General features: G+C 34.8%; 8 protein-coding genes. 1 reads left to right on the plus strand and 7 read right to left on the minus strand.

The genetic code is table 11. From position 1 onward, the window contains the following. Window positions 1-9: 9 nt before the first annotated feature. The 3 genes from H8R22_RS03960 to H8R22_RS03970 form a co-directional block, all read right to left on the minus strand. Window positions 10-2634, minus strand: a complete 2625-nt coding sequence (locus H8R22_RS03960; protein WP_187008829.1) for an MGH1-like glycoside hydrolase domain-containing protein — start codon at window positions 2632-2634, stop codon at window positions 10-12. Window positions 2635-2955: 321 nt separating this feature from the next. Next, window positions 2956-3792: a mechanosensitive ion channel family protein gene (locus tag H8R22_RS03965; protein WP_187008828.1), complete on the minus strand. Its 837-nt coding sequence runs from the start codon at window positions 3790-3792 to the stop codon at window positions 2956-2958. 254 nt (window positions 3793-4046) lie between these two features. Continuing rightward, window positions 4047-6455, minus strand: a complete 2409-nt coding sequence (locus H8R22_RS03970) for an efflux RND transporter permease subunit (RefSeq protein WP_187008827.1) — start codon at window positions 6453-6455, stop codon at window positions 4047-4049. A gap of 200 nt (window positions 6456-6655) precedes the next feature. Here H8R22_RS03970 and H8R22_RS03975 point away from each other — a divergent pair, with 200 nt between their 5' ends. Continuing rightward, window positions 6656-8932: a cation:proton antiporter domain-containing protein gene (locus tag H8R22_RS03975; RefSeq protein ID WP_187008826.1), complete on the plus strand. Its 2277-nt coding sequence runs from the start codon at window positions 6656-6658 to the stop codon at window positions 8930-8932. A 44-nt stretch (window positions 8933-8976) separates the two neighbouring features. Here the strand turns inward: H8R22_RS03975 and H8R22_RS03980 are convergent, their stop codons facing one another. The 4 genes from H8R22_RS03980 to H8R22_RS03995 all read right to left on the minus strand — a co-directional run bounded on the left by H8R22_RS03980 (window position 8977) and on the right by H8R22_RS03995 (window position 13791). Continuing rightward, window positions 8977-11475 (minus strand): DUF5686 family protein, encoded by a 2499-nt coding sequence (locus H8R22_RS03980; protein WP_187008825.1) that lies wholly within the window; start codon window positions 11473-11475, stop codon window positions 8977-8979. Window positions 11476-11593: 118 nt separating this feature from the next. Continuing rightward, window positions 11594-12157 carry a ribosome recycling factor gene (frr, locus tag H8R22_RS03985; protein WP_187008824.1) on the minus strand — a complete coding sequence of 188 codons (564 nt, stop codon included), beginning with the start codon at window positions 12155-12157 and terminating at the stop codon, window positions 11594-11596. A gap of 63 nt (window positions 12158-12220) precedes the next feature. Then, window positions 12221-12928, minus strand: a complete 708-nt coding sequence (gene pyrH / locus H8R22_RS03990) for a UMP kinase (RefSeq protein WP_187008823.1) — start codon at window positions 12926-12928, stop codon at window positions 12221-12223. Window positions 12929-12996: 68 nt separating this feature from the next. Next, window positions 12997-13791, minus strand: a complete 795-nt coding sequence (locus H8R22_RS03995) for a patatin-like phospholipase family protein (protein ID WP_187008822.1) — start codon at window positions 13789-13791, stop codon at window positions 12997-12999. Window positions 13792-13800 lie beyond the last annotated feature (9 nt).

The raw sequence follows: 13800 nt of genomic DNA on the forward strand, positions 1-13800 counted from the left end.
TATCTAAATTTATTGATTCATATCTAATTCTAAGATAAGATTGGCGATCAATGCGGTCCATCCCGTTTGATGAGAAGCTCCGAGTCCCTTGCCGGTGTCTCCATCAAAGAACTCATAAAAGAAATGTTGTTTATTAAAATGCTCTTCATTTGTGAATACGTCGTTAGGATCCTCTGAGTGGTAAACAAATTTACCATTTTCATCAGGTTCAAAAAGAGCAATTAGCCTTTTTGTTAATTCATTAGCAATTTGCTTTAAGTTCATTTTCACACCAGAGCCTGTCGGGAATTCATAAACATAGGTGTCCCCATAAAAAGTATAATACTTTCGTAACGACTGAATAATCATATAATTCAAAGGCATCCATATAGGGCCGCGCCAGTTAGAATTACCTCCAAACATGCCGGAGCGACTTTCACCAGGCTCGTATTGAATTTGATGATGCCCTTCGGTGCCAAAGATGTAAGGATGGTCTTTGTGGTATTTAGAAAGGGAGCGAATTCCGTAGTCTGAAAGAAATTCATTTTCGTCCAATAATCGTTTTAAAAGATGTTCTAATCGAAAACCGCGCATAATCGAAAAAAGGAAATTACCATCTTTATTACTTTCTTCGATATTCGAGATTAGGGAAGCTAGATCGGGTCGCGTTCGAATAATTTCGTTGGTTTGTTTCTGAAATTCTTTTAAATCTTTAAACAAATCGATGTGCATAATTTCGACAGCAAACATAGGAATGACTCCTACTAGTGAACGTACTTTTAAGCGTTCTGTACTTCCGTCAGACATTTCGACTACATCATAATAAAAGCTATCTTGATCGTCCCAAAGCGACAGATCTTTTTTGCCAATATGATGCATGGCCCATGCAATATTAATGAAGTGTTTGAAAAACTTAACAGAGATGTCTTCGTATAATTCGTTTGTTTTTGATAGCTCAAGTGCCATTCGCAACATATTTAATGAAAACATAGCCATCCAGCTCGTTGCATCTGCTTGTTGCATCTTTTTTATCCCTTTCGGCATATGGTTTCTATCAAAAACTCCAATGTTGTCTAATCCTAAAAATCCACCTTCAAATAAATCGGTCCCACTTTTATCTTTTTGGTTTACCCACCAAGTAAAATTAATCAGTAATTTTTGAAAAGCTTTCTCTAAAAAAGGAATATCTGCTGTACCGGTACGGTTTTTATCTTTTTCATAAACTGTCCAAACAGCCCAAGAATGAACAGGTGGATTTACATCACTAAAATTCCACTCATAAGCAGGAATTTGTCCGTTGGGATGCATGTAGTTCTCTTGTAAAACTAATAGTAATTGTTGCTTTGCAAAATAAGGGTCGATTTCTACAAATGAAGCCATGTGAAATGCGAGATCCCAAGCAGCATACCAAGGATATTCCCACTTATCTGGCATTGAGATTACATGACGATTATTAAGGTGTTGCCAGCTGTGATTACGTCGATCAACGCGATTTGGATGGTTTTCGCCGGGTCCACCAAACAACCATTTATGAACATCATAATAATAAAATTGTTTGGTCCATAATAAACCCGAAAAAGCACTTTTAGCAATTGCTTGCTGCTCTTTTGGTATTTTGGTGCTTATTAATTCGTTGTAAAAAGTTTCACATTCTTGCTTTCGTAGCTCAAATAATTGATCAAAGTCCTTCCAAGGATTATCTAGTATGGTGTTGCTTAAACGTATTCGAATGCTTTTTTCTTCACCAGCTTTCAGTTCAAAGTGGTGCCAAATGGCCGATTTGGTTCCAAATTTTTCTGGATTTATTGTAGCCTGACCGTTTACAACATGATTATTGATGCCGTCCTTTACATAAGCGGTTTCGTTAGGCACATGATACAATCGTTCGTTATTGGTTTCGTTTTCGCATAACAATTGTTTGCCACTTTCATGGTAAAGGTAATAAACTCCATTTCTAGAGCTCTTTGAAAGTATCGTATTTTCTGAAATTGATTCTAGATGAGGACGTGGATGCCTCTTGTTGTGCTTCCAAAAATTTCGAAACCATAAATGCGGTAATACGTGAATTTCGGCAGGTTTGTCAGCACGATTAACTACCGTGACTTTCATTAAAATATCGTCAGGACCGGCTTTTGCGTATTCGATAAAACAATCAAAATATGCATTGTTGTTGAAAGCAGCGGTATCTAATAATTCATATTCTGGTTCTTCCCTACTGCGCTTATTTTTGGCTTCTAATTCTGCATAAGGAAATTCGGTTTGAGGATATTTGTACAGGTATTTATTGTACGAATGGGTTGGTGTCGAGACTTGATGGAAATACAGTTCTTTAACATCTTCACCATGGTTCCCTTGATTATTAGTTAGACCAAATAAACGCTCTTTTAAAATAGGATCTTTCCCATTCCAAAATGCAGGAGCTAGACATAGTATTTCTCTGGAATCGCAAAATCCTCCAATTCCTTCTTCGCCCCAACGATAGGCATTACTGCGCGCTCTATCGTGATTAATGTAATCCCAAGCATGTCCATTATGGCTGTAATCTTCTCGGACAGTTCCCCATTGTCTTTCGGCTAAATATGGGCCCCATTTTTTCCAATTTCTATAATTATCAGCAACGGCTAATTTTTCTGTTTCAGAGACGTTCTGACTCATATACTTTATTATAATTTGATTCTTTTTCACACCACTTTACATTCTATCTAATACGATCAAAAGATCATTGTTTTGCTGATTTTTTGTTTTTTAAGTGGATAATGGTAAAAATAAGATTTATTTTTTAGAACAGCCGCGGTCGTCACACTATTGTTTAATTATAGATAATAAAGGGAATGATTTATAAACTCTTTAAAATGATTTAAAAAAAATACTGAACTCGTAATAAATAGTTTTGCATTAAATAAAAAACTTCCGCTTAACAAAGCAGAAGTTTTATTTATCAAGTCAATTTGATTGCTAATCGTGTCAATCTGGCTCTTAGGTTGTTTTTTGAACATGAACATCCATCTGTGGAAACGGAATATTCAGTTTGTAATCTGCAAATTGGGTGTATACTTTCTCGTTCATTTCAAAAAACACATTCCAATAATCAGGGCCATCTACCCAAACACGTACGGCAAAATTTACCGAGCTATCTGCTAACTCTGAAAGTCCCATAAAAGGAGCAGGGTCTGTAAGGATGCGGTTATCAGCAGCTATAAAATCGTTCATAGCTCGTTTAAAATCTTCGACATCATCTCCATAGGCAATTCCAAAGGTCCAATCTACTCTACGTAAAGGCTCTGCCGAGAAATTAGTTAATGCTCCCGTGGATAATGGTCCGTTTGGGATTATAACTAACTTTTTATCAGGAGTGTTTAGCATGGTAGAAAATATAGTAATCTCTTTTACTGTCCCGGTGTATCCTTGTGCCTCTATAAAATCGCCAATTTTAAATGGTTTTAAAATTAAAATAATTACACCTCCAGCAAAATTTTGCAAAGTTCCTGATAAGGCAAGACCAACTGCTAGACCTGCAGCTCCTAAAATAGCAACAAAAGAAGTCATCTGGATACCAATCATACCCATAACGGTAATCGCAACTAGCGCTTTTAGAATAATATTTGTTAGACTTTTTAAGAACGGAATAAGTGATTGATCTATGTTTGATTTAGCTAATGATTTTCCTACTCCTCTCGTAATGAGTTTAGTAATCCATAATCCTATAACTAGAACGATAAGTCCTCCAATTAATTTGGGGACATATTCAAATCCGAAATCAATTATTTTGTCAAAATATGTGTTTACTAGTGTAACCTGTTGGTCTAATGCCATTGTATGCTTATTTTTTTTCTACTCGTAAGGCTTTTCGATTTCGCCCCGTTTTTGTAGTGGTTACTGGACTCCACTTTTGTTATGGTAGTTCTTTATTGTAATTATTAAGTAGGTTTTTTAGGTGTAAAACAAAAAACGGCTAAGTTTCAAATATACGGAATTTAAAATAAAACGTAATAGTGGCGGTTTGCTATAAAAAACAAATCCCGCCTTTTACGACGGGATTTTAGAGTGTTTATTATCTGAAAACAATATTACTTTTTTTGATCTTTTTCTATTTCTTCAGGCTTACTTAGCACATCAATTGTTGGTTCCTTAAACTCTTGTTTGTTTGCCAATGATTTGTTCAAGGTCAAGACTAAGCAAGGTAAGAGCATCAAGTTAGATAGCATTCCAAAAGCTAAAGTTATTGCGATCAAGCCACCTAGGGCAATTGTTCCTCCAAAGTCAGAAAGCATAAACACTGAGAATCCCGTAAAAAGAACTACCGAGGTATAGAACATACTTATCCCTGATTCTTTAATTGTTGCAAAAACTGATTTCTTTATTTTCCAATCATTGTTTGATAGTTCCTGACGGTATTGTGCTAAGAAATGTATGGTGTCATCTACCGAAAGTCCAAAGGCAATACTGAAAACTAATATTGTTGATGGTTTTAACGGAATACCAAAGTAACCCATTAAGCCAGCGGTTATCATTAAAGGAAGTAAATTTGGAATTAAAGATACTACCACCATTTTAAACGATCGAAACATGAAGACCATTAATAATGAAATTAGTAATACTGCAAAAAGCAAAGAACTTACTAAGTTGTTTAACAAGTACTGCGTTCCTTTTTCGAAAATTAATGCTTTTCCTGTCATAACCACTTTATAACGATCTTTTGGGAAAATTGAATCGATTTTTGAACCTAGTTTTTCTTCAATTTTAGCCATGTTACCAGTGCCAATGTCTTTCATGAAAGTGGTAATACGGGCCACCTGTCCTGTACTATCTACATAGCTTTTCATGATGTTGTTCTTGGTGTCTTTTGTAGCGTTTTTAGCGTAACCTAGGATAAAACTTTGTTCTTGTGAGGTTGGTAAATCGTAATAGTCAGGATTACCATTATAGTACGCTTGTTTTGAATATTTGACTAAGTTAAGTATCGATATAGGTTTTGATAGTTCCGGTATTTCCTCAATTGTAGTTTGTAAATCATCCATCTTTCGTAGGGTAGATAACTTCATTACGCCTTTTTTTCTTTGCGTATCAACCATGATTTCAAGGGGCATAACTCCGTTGAATTCGTTTTCGAAAAAAAGAATATCTTTATAAAAGCCTGTGTTTTTGGGCATATCTTCGATTAAATTCCCAGAAGTCTTAATTTTAAAAGCACCTATTGTACTTACTAAAAATAAAAATATAGCAACAACATATACATAACGTCGGTTGTATTTTACCGTTTTTTCAATCCAGGTAATGAACGTTTTGGTGTAATTTCTGTTGAGGTGTTCTAAATGTTTGGCTTGCGGAACAGGCTGAAAGCTATAGTAAATTGGAATTACGATCAAGCACAGGAAAAACAAAGCAACGATACTAAGAGAAGAGACAATCCCGAACTCTCTTAAAATGTCACTACTAGTAATAATAAAGGTTGCAAAACCAGCTGCAGTGGTTAAGTTAGTCATCAAGGTTGCCGTACCTACTTTAGTAATCACTCTTTGCAATGCTTTGGCTTTGTTTCCATGAGCACTGTACTCTTGCTGGTATTTATTGGTTAGAAAAATACAATTTGGAATTCCTATCACAATGACCAATGTAGGTACTAGGGCGGTTAGAACCGTTATTTCAAAATGAAACAATCCAAGGAGTCCAAAAGTCCACATAACACCCACCACAACTATTAAAATGGAGATGAGGGTTGCTCGAAACGATCGAAAGAAAAAGAAGAAGATTAAAGAAGTAACTAATAATGAGGCTCCAATGAAAAGACTAATTTCTCCCGTAATACTATTTGCATTTAATGTGCGGATATAGGGCATTCCTGAAACTTTTAGATCGATTCCAGTTTCTTTTTCAAAAGCCTCAATCTTCGGAATAAACTCTTTAAAAATATAATCTTTTCTTTGGGGCGTGTTTACAATTTTACGGTCTAAATAGATTGCAGAGCGTATGCTTCCTTTTTTATTAAAAAGTAATCCTTCGTAAAAAGGCATGTTAGTAAAAAGATTTTTTTTAATGGTATTAAGGTAACCCTGATTTCCAGTTTTGCTTTGGTCAACAAAAGGAACCAAATCAAATTTCTCAAGAGATTCATTTTTCTCTAGTTTCTTTAGGTCATTTATTGAGACAACGAGATCTACTTCTTTTTGTGCTTTGAGCTCGTTCATTAATTTTGTCCAAGCTGCAAAACTTTTAGGAGTAAAAAACCGATCGTCTTTTACACCTACAATTATAAGGTTTCCTTCCTCTCCAAATTTGGACAAAAAAGTATTGTATCCTTTGGTAATGCTACTTGTCTCAGGTAATAAGCTCGCTTCGGTAAATGAAAAACGAATATTTTTCCACTGAGTACTTAAAAAAATGGTGATTAGAAGAATAACACCTAAAATAAAAATTCGGTTTTTAAGTACAATTCGGGCCACTAGTTCCCAAAATCCTACCTTTAATTTGTTTTTCATAGAAATATTAAAATGGCAGCAAATGTAGTGAAAACCACAGTAAAGCAGTAATTTATTAGGAATTTTTAACTTCTAATTCAGGTTTAAATGATTCAATTTATTCGTTTTACCAAGTCTTTTAGTAGGGGTTTTTAAGGGTGTACAACGTATCGAAGAATTTACCATCTTTGCTCAAGAATTAACAAGCTAACTGTAGCGTTATGGTTTTAAAAAAATACAAAAACACTTTATTCTATTTAGGTGTTACGAGTCTATTTTCTTTTCTGATTTATTGGATCATTAAACAAGGTAAATTGCTCGAGTTAAAGGAAAGTAATGTTGCGATTAATAGCGGCAACGATTCCTGGACTGATTTTATCAATTCGATGTTTCATAATTTCAATGACCCATTAGCGATACTTTTGGCTCAAATTGTAATGATTATTCTAACAGCCCGAGTGTTTGGATGGTTTTTTCAAAAAATAGGACAACCTACTGTAATTGGTGAAATTATAGCGGGTATCGTTTTGGGACCATCGCTATTGGGTATGTATTTCCCAGAATTTTCGGCAGCATTGTTTCCAGAGGAATCGCTAGGTAATTTAAAATTTCTTAGTCAAATAGGACTAATTCTCTTCATGTTCGTTATCGGTATGGAGCTAGATATCAAAGTTTTAAAGAATAAAGCTAGTGAGGCAATTGTTATTAGTCATGCGAGTATTATTTTTCCTTTTGCCATGGGAATAGGTTTGTCTTATTTTGTATACAATCAATTTGCGCCTGCAGGAGTCGAATTTCTTTCTTTTAGTCTTTTCATGGGTATTGCAATGAGTATCACCGCTTTTCCAGTATTGGCTCGAATCGTTCAAGAGCGAGGTATTCATAAAACGCGTTTAGGAGCCATAGTTATTACTTGTGCTGCTGCTGATGATATCACTGCTTGGTGCTTATTAGCGGTCGTAATTGCAATTGTCAAGGCTGGTGATTTTGTAGGTTCATTGTATGTGATTTCATTGGCATTACTCTATGTTTTAGCAATGTTTTTTATCGTAAAACCATTCTTGAAACGGATAGGGGATTTATATGCTGAAAAAGATAATATTGGCAAACCGGTAATGGCGATCTTTTTTTTACTCCTTATTATTTCATCATATGCTACTGAAGTTATAGGTATTCATGCCCTTTTTGGTGGTTTTATGATGGGAGCTATTATGCCTGATATCGCTAAATTTAGAATGATTTTTATCGAAAAAGTAGAGGATGTTTCGGTTATCTTATTATTGCCCTTGTTCTTTGTTTTTACCGGTTTGCACACACATGTAGGTTTAATTAATGATGTTTATTTATGGAAGGTGACCGGAGGAATAATTGCCGTTGCTGTTATAGGTAAATTTGTTGGTAGTGCATTAGCTGCTAAATTTGTGGGTCAAAACTGGCATGATAGTTTGACTATTGGTGCCTTGATGAATACGCGTGGTTTGATGGAATTGATCGTTTTAAACATAGGTTTAGAACTTAAAGTTTTAACTCCTGAAGTGTTTACAATGATGGTAATTATGGCATTAGTTACGACTTTTATGACTGGACCTGCCTTAAATTTAATTGGCTATATATTCAAGAATAAAAAGGAATTGGAAGCAGTTGAGACTATAGAGGAAAACAAATTTCGTATTCTAATCTCTTTTGGCAACAATGAAAAAGGCAAATCGTTGCTTCGATTGGCAAACAGTATAACTAAAAAACAAAAATCAGCCTCTGTAATTACAGCTATGCACATGTCTAAAAGTGATGAACTACACGGTTTTAATCTAGAAGAAATAGAGAAAGAAAGTTTTGTCCCTCTTTTTCAAGAATCAAAGAAATTGGGTGTTGATCTGTTGTCGGTTTTTAAGGTTACTAATGACATTGAAACGGAGATTGCCGATGTTGCAAATAATGGTGAGTACGACTTATTGCTTGTGGGATTGGGTAAGTCTATATTTGAAGGAAGTTTATTAGGGAAGGTGATTGGTTTTACAACTAGAATTATTAATCCCGATCGTTTGATTGATAAGTTTAAAGGGAAAGAAGGTTTGTTTGAAAACTCTCCTTTTGATGAAAGAACAAGACAAATTGTGACGAGAACAAAAACGCCTTTAGGCATTTTAATAGATCAAGATTTTGAAAAATTAGATACTATTTTCGTTCCTATCATTAAATCAGATGATGTGGTTTTAATAGACTATGTTCAAAAGATGATTTTTAATAACAACTCAAAAATTAACTTCTTAGATACGAATGGTTTCATAAAAAACAATTTTGTAATGCAAAGTGCTGTCGCTACTTTACTACAAAAATTCCCTGCAAATATTACTGTTGTTACTGAGGGCGATTTAAATAATGCTTTCTTTCAAGAACAAGACCTGACGCTTATTAGTTTAGAAAGTTGGAAATCCATAATTGATAACAATGTATCATGGCTTGATGAGGTTTCCTCCGTTTTAATAATGAAGTCTTAAAAAGAACACTAATTTCAATTTTGAAATTGACGTTTTTTTTGGTTTTAAAGTCCCAGATTCACTATGAAACTTAATTTGATAGCAATATTATCTTCGAATCTTGGTAATTGATTTGGACCGTATCTATAAAATCCGGCTAACCCTAATCCGTTAAAAATCTGATTTAATTCAATTCCAGATTCAAAGTATCCTTTGTCTAGAGTTTTATAATCCAGTCCTAGATGTTGCTCTGGCTTTTGTAAGTTACCCCATCCCATTCTAGAGACCAAAACTAAAGTAGGTTTAACTTTTTTTAATATTGTAACTCTTTTAAAGCCGTGTTTGAATTGAAAATAGACAAATTCATTAGAGAAAAATTCATTAAAATACATAGTTTCAAAACTGTTTTTACTAGCGAATGTCATTCTCTGCGCAATCGTTTCTTTAGTAATGTTATTGGGTGACGTATTGTATAAATGTGTCAACGGAATGTCACCAACAGCGTATCCAGCTTGAAATAACAAGTTTGTTTTGTGTCCATTCAGGTATTTTTTCTCATACTCTGTTTTAAAGTCAATTTTACTAAATGTAAAATCGTTTTCTAGAACTTTTGGTAATGACTGGGTAAACTGCAAAGTAAATTTAGGGAAACGCTTTTCTACCTCAACTCGTCCCGTAGGTGTTTGCATAAAATCACTGAAAGGGTTCCACTGAAGCGAAAGTATCGCAGTTGTCATTGTGTACTTTGAAAAAAGTTTTCCGTCTAAATTATAGATATAGTTAAACTTTGGTTCAATATCAGCTTTAGAAATTTCTAAAAAACTTTCGGTTTTAGGAATTATTTTAGTTTCTATAGATGTCTTCCAGGTTTTGTAATTGTAAAAAGTACTAATGTTAATAGGTCTAGGGTCATAAATCTTGTACTTACGATTGTCTACAGAAAATACAGTTGTACCTATCTCTCGCACATCATCGGTATAGGAAGCGTTGAGCCAAGTATTCGCTTTAGTACTCAAATTAACGGCTGTTCCTATACTGTATTTAAAGGTTCCGTCCTTTGTACCATAGGCGGTATAACCGTTTATTTTTAGGTATTTGGAGAAGCGATCATTGGTAACGCCACCAAAACCTAAACGGAATCCTTCGTAATTATTATAGGTAAACAAATGGCGTAAGTCAATATCAAAAAAAGCGACAGGCAAATATCCATTAAAGATCTTGCGACCTAGTCGAATACGATTTACAATGCGTTTTTGACCGCCAATACTATCCAGCGCTAAATAAGTTGTGTTATTACGGTTGTCGATACTATCTTTTCGAAAGGTTTCCCAGAAACTTTCAGGTCTATTGATTGCTTCTTTTTTTAGTTCGACCGTAACGTATTTATTGTCAAGTGCTATCGGGGTATTATAGGAAATATCAAAGTTGTTTGTCTCAGATAATAGGTAAACAAAGTCAGATGGTTGTCTTTTCCTTGTCTGAAAATCCTTGTCCATATCCCCGTCAAACTGTACTGTTCCGCCTAGGATTTTAATGTCATCATCGTTCTTTCCCTTTATGATTTTGAATGTCTTTCTTTTGGGGAACCATAGGTTTTGTTCCGGAATATATTCAAAATCATGTGTTGCACTAATGTCTAAAACACCTTTTATTCGCATAATCGCTTTTGCAATAGCGTAATTGTTTTGATCAATATAGAGAATGCCTTCTAGCCCGGCTGCCTTACGTTCTTTTTTATTTTTGAAATAAATCATGTAGGAAACGCGGCCATCAATTGCCACGGTGTCTAGTATTTTGTAATTGTAATCTTCTGTCGCTCCGTCTGCAATAGGACTTTGGTATTTAGTTTCAAATAATTCGTAGTTCTTATCATAAACCGAAAATGATTGGAGATTAAAGCTTAATATTTCATAAACAGGTTGCTTAAAACCAGCCATTTTAGTTCCTAGGATAGTCTCCTTTAATTTCGATCCGTCAAATTGATATTGGGATACTTTCTCTGTTTGAAACAAATGCCTCTTAGAAATTAATTCTTTAAATTTAAAGTTCGTGGAGTCGATTTTAGAGAATATTTCAGTCTCTCCTTTTTTAACGAAAACTGAGTCTACTGTGCCTGCGAAACTTTCGGGATTTGCTGTTACGACTAGTCTGTTATAGGATTTAAATTCAAAGCTTTTTAAAGTTGCAGCAGGGTTGTTGGTCCCTTTGTTAGTAATTGTTTTTCTGATAATAGCTAACGCCGGATCACCACTAGAGATAATCACTTCTTTTAAGTTGTCGCTTTTTTCATTTAAAACGACGTAGTAGAGTCTTTTATCTGCAGTAGTCTTTATAGTCGTTTTTAGAAATCCTATGTAAGAGACAGAGAAGGAACTAATGCTTTTCTTGCTATTTAAGATGAATTTTCCATCCACATCAGTGATAGTTTTTGTTCCATTATCAGCAACTACAGAGGCGAAAGCAAGAGGCTTACGATCTGCTGCAGCTGTTACTAGCCCGTTTACTTGAAATTGCGCATGAAGCGAAAGCGAGATAAAGAATAAAAGAAAACAAATTTGCCTCATGAAAAGATTTATTTTCAAAACGGAAATATAAGCGTTTTGGTATGGCAAAAATAGCAATAAAAAAATCCGTTTCGTTACTGTTAACAAAACGGATTCTATTTTTAGAGGAATGAAAAGCTTATACTTTCATGATCTCAGCTTCTTTTGTAACTAGTAATTCTTCTACTTTTCTAATGAAGCTATTAGTAAGATTTTGAACCTCCTCTTCAGCATCTTTACAAATGTCCTCTGATGTTCCGTCTTTTTCTAATTTTTTAATCTCGGTATTAGCATCTTTACGAGCATTTCTCACACCTATTTTAGCGTCTTCGGCTTCCGCTTTTGCTTGTTTTGCAAGATCACGTCTGCGGTCTTCTGTCAATGGTGGAACGCTAATGATAATTAAATCTCCGTTATTCATTGGGTTAAAACCTATGTTAGCAACCATGATTGCTTTTTCGATTACATGAAGCATGTTTTTCTCAAAAGGCTGTAAAGTAATTGTTCTAGCATCAGGAACACTAATTTTTGATACTTGCGAAAGCGGGGTTGCTGAGCCGTAATAATCTACAAAAACACTCCCTAGCATAGCTGGTGATGCTTTTCCTGCTCTAATATTTAAAAATTCTTTTTCTAAGTGAGCAATAGAACCTGCCATAGATTCTTTGGTGCTATCTAGTATAAATTCAATTTCTTCAGTCATTTTGTCTTAATTTAGTATTCCTTTTTCCTCTTTCTCCTATTGTAAGAATGGGTTTTAGGCTTATTATATGTTTACTACTGTACCAATATTTTCACCAGCACAAATTTTCTCTAGATTACCTATTTTGTTCATATCAAAAATCACGATTGGTAATTTGTTTTCTTGACTTAAAGTAAAAGCGGTTGTGTCCATCACGTTTAGTCCTTTTTTAAGAACATCGTCAAATGATATTGTGTCGAATTTTATGGCTCCAGCATTTTTTTCTGGATCTGAGTCATAAACACCATCCACACGAGTACCTTTAAGGATAACATCGGCATGAATTTCAACACCACGAAGTACAGCAGCTGTATCAGTAGTAAAGTAAGGATTTCCTGTTCCAGCACCAAAAATTACAATTCTACCTTTCTCTAAGTGACGTACCGCTCTCCTTTTAATGTAGGGCTCAGCAATGGCTTCAATTTTCAAAGCAGTTTGTAATCTCGTTAGCATTCCTTTATCTTCAAGAGCACCTTGTAATGCCATACCGTTAATTACAGTTGCTAACATTCCCATGTAATCTCCTTGCACTCGGTCCATACCATTACTGGCTCCAGCGACACCTCTAAAAATATTTCCTCCACCTATAACAATGGCTATTTCGATACCTTGCTCGTGAATCTTTTTAATTTCGGCAGCATATTCAGCTAATCTTACGGGATCAATACCGTATTGTCTATCACCCATTAAAGCTTCGCCGCTTAATTTTAGAAGAATTCTTTTGTATTTCATGTCTATGTTGCGTTGTTTAGTGCAAATATAGTCATATTCTTTTTTTGTGAAATAGGAGGTCGTATATTTTATGGATTTTGTTTTTCAAACGAATCTTTAGCCGCTTGGTACCCTATATTGAATATCAAGTCCATTTTCGTCTTATTTGTCTCAAATGTGCTGTAAATACTGAGTTCCTTCGGCTCAATAACCCAATCACAGATATTGAATTTTTGCAGATTAGAATTAGCCGAAAAAATATCAAAAGCTCTCGTTGTTACCGTGCGAATCGAATGTAAATCTTTGGCTTCAATTTTTTGTATTGGACTTACATAAACACCTATGATTGTTTCACAATGTCCTTGTAAAAGATCAGTTGGGAAATGGTTTAGAATTCCGCCATCACTAAAAGGTTCATTGTTAATTTCATAAGGAGATATAATACCAGGAAAAGCTGACGAAGCTAGTAAGGCGTCCACAATCTTTGTTTCCGAATCAAATATTTTTAGTCTTCCCTTCACCATATCTGTGGCTGTGATTTTCATAGGGATTTTTAAGTCGCCTATCACAGCATCTTCAAATATGTTTGTGAAATACGCCTTGAATGATTCCGAGTCGATTAGCCCCGCTTTTTTGAAAGTAAAATGCCTCCAGTGAAAAAAGTAAATAGATTTAAAGAAGGTTAAAATTTCTTCTGGTGACTTTCCCCAAGAGTATAAAGCACCTACAACGCTACCAGCACTTGTTCCAGAAATAGCCTTTGGTTTGATGTTGTTTTCTTCTAAAAACTTGAGTATACCGGCATGAGCCAAACCTTTAGAACCTCCCCCAGAAAGCGCTAGGCCTATTGATTTTGAATTAATAATATCCTTGTAAGATTCCATATCATAAAA

Source organism: Flavobacterium kayseriense (genome assembly GCF_014305095.1).
Classification (GTDB): Bacteria; Bacteroidota; Bacteroidia; order Flavobacteriales; family Flavobacteriaceae; genus Flavobacterium; species Flavobacterium kayseriense.

Bases quoted from the DNA above. Each gene is read 5' to 3' on its own strand.
- H8R22_RS03960 (WP_187008829.1), bottom strand. From the start codon at position 2,634: ATGAGTCAGAACGTCTCTGAAACAGAAAAATTAGCCGTTGCTGATAAT.
- H8R22_RS03965 (WP_187008828.1), bottom strand. From the start codon at position 3,792: ATGGCATTAGACCAACAGGTTACACTAGTAAACACATATTTTGACAAA.
- H8R22_RS03970 (WP_187008827.1), bottom strand. From the start codon at position 6,455: ATGAAAAACAAATTAAAGGTAGGATTTTGGGAACTAGTGGCCCGAATT.
- H8R22_RS03975 (WP_187008826.1), top strand. From the start codon at position 6,656: ATGGTTTTAAAAAAATACAAAAACACTTTATTCTATTTAGGTGTTACG.
- H8R22_RS03980 (WP_187008825.1), bottom strand. From the start codon at position 11,475: ATGAGGCAAATTTGTTTTCTTTTATTCTTTATCTCGCTTTCGCTTCAT.
- frr (WP_187008824.1), bottom strand. From the start codon at position 12,157: ATGACTGAAGAAATTGAATTTATACTAGATAGCACCAAAGAATCTATG.
- pyrH (WP_187008823.1), bottom strand. From the start codon at position 12,928: ATGAAATACAAAAGAATTCTTCTAAAATTAAGCGGCGAAGCTTTAATG.
- H8R22_RS03995 (WP_187008822.1), bottom strand. From the start codon at position 13,791: ATGGAATCTTACAAGGATATTATTAATTCAAAATCAATAGGCCTAGCG.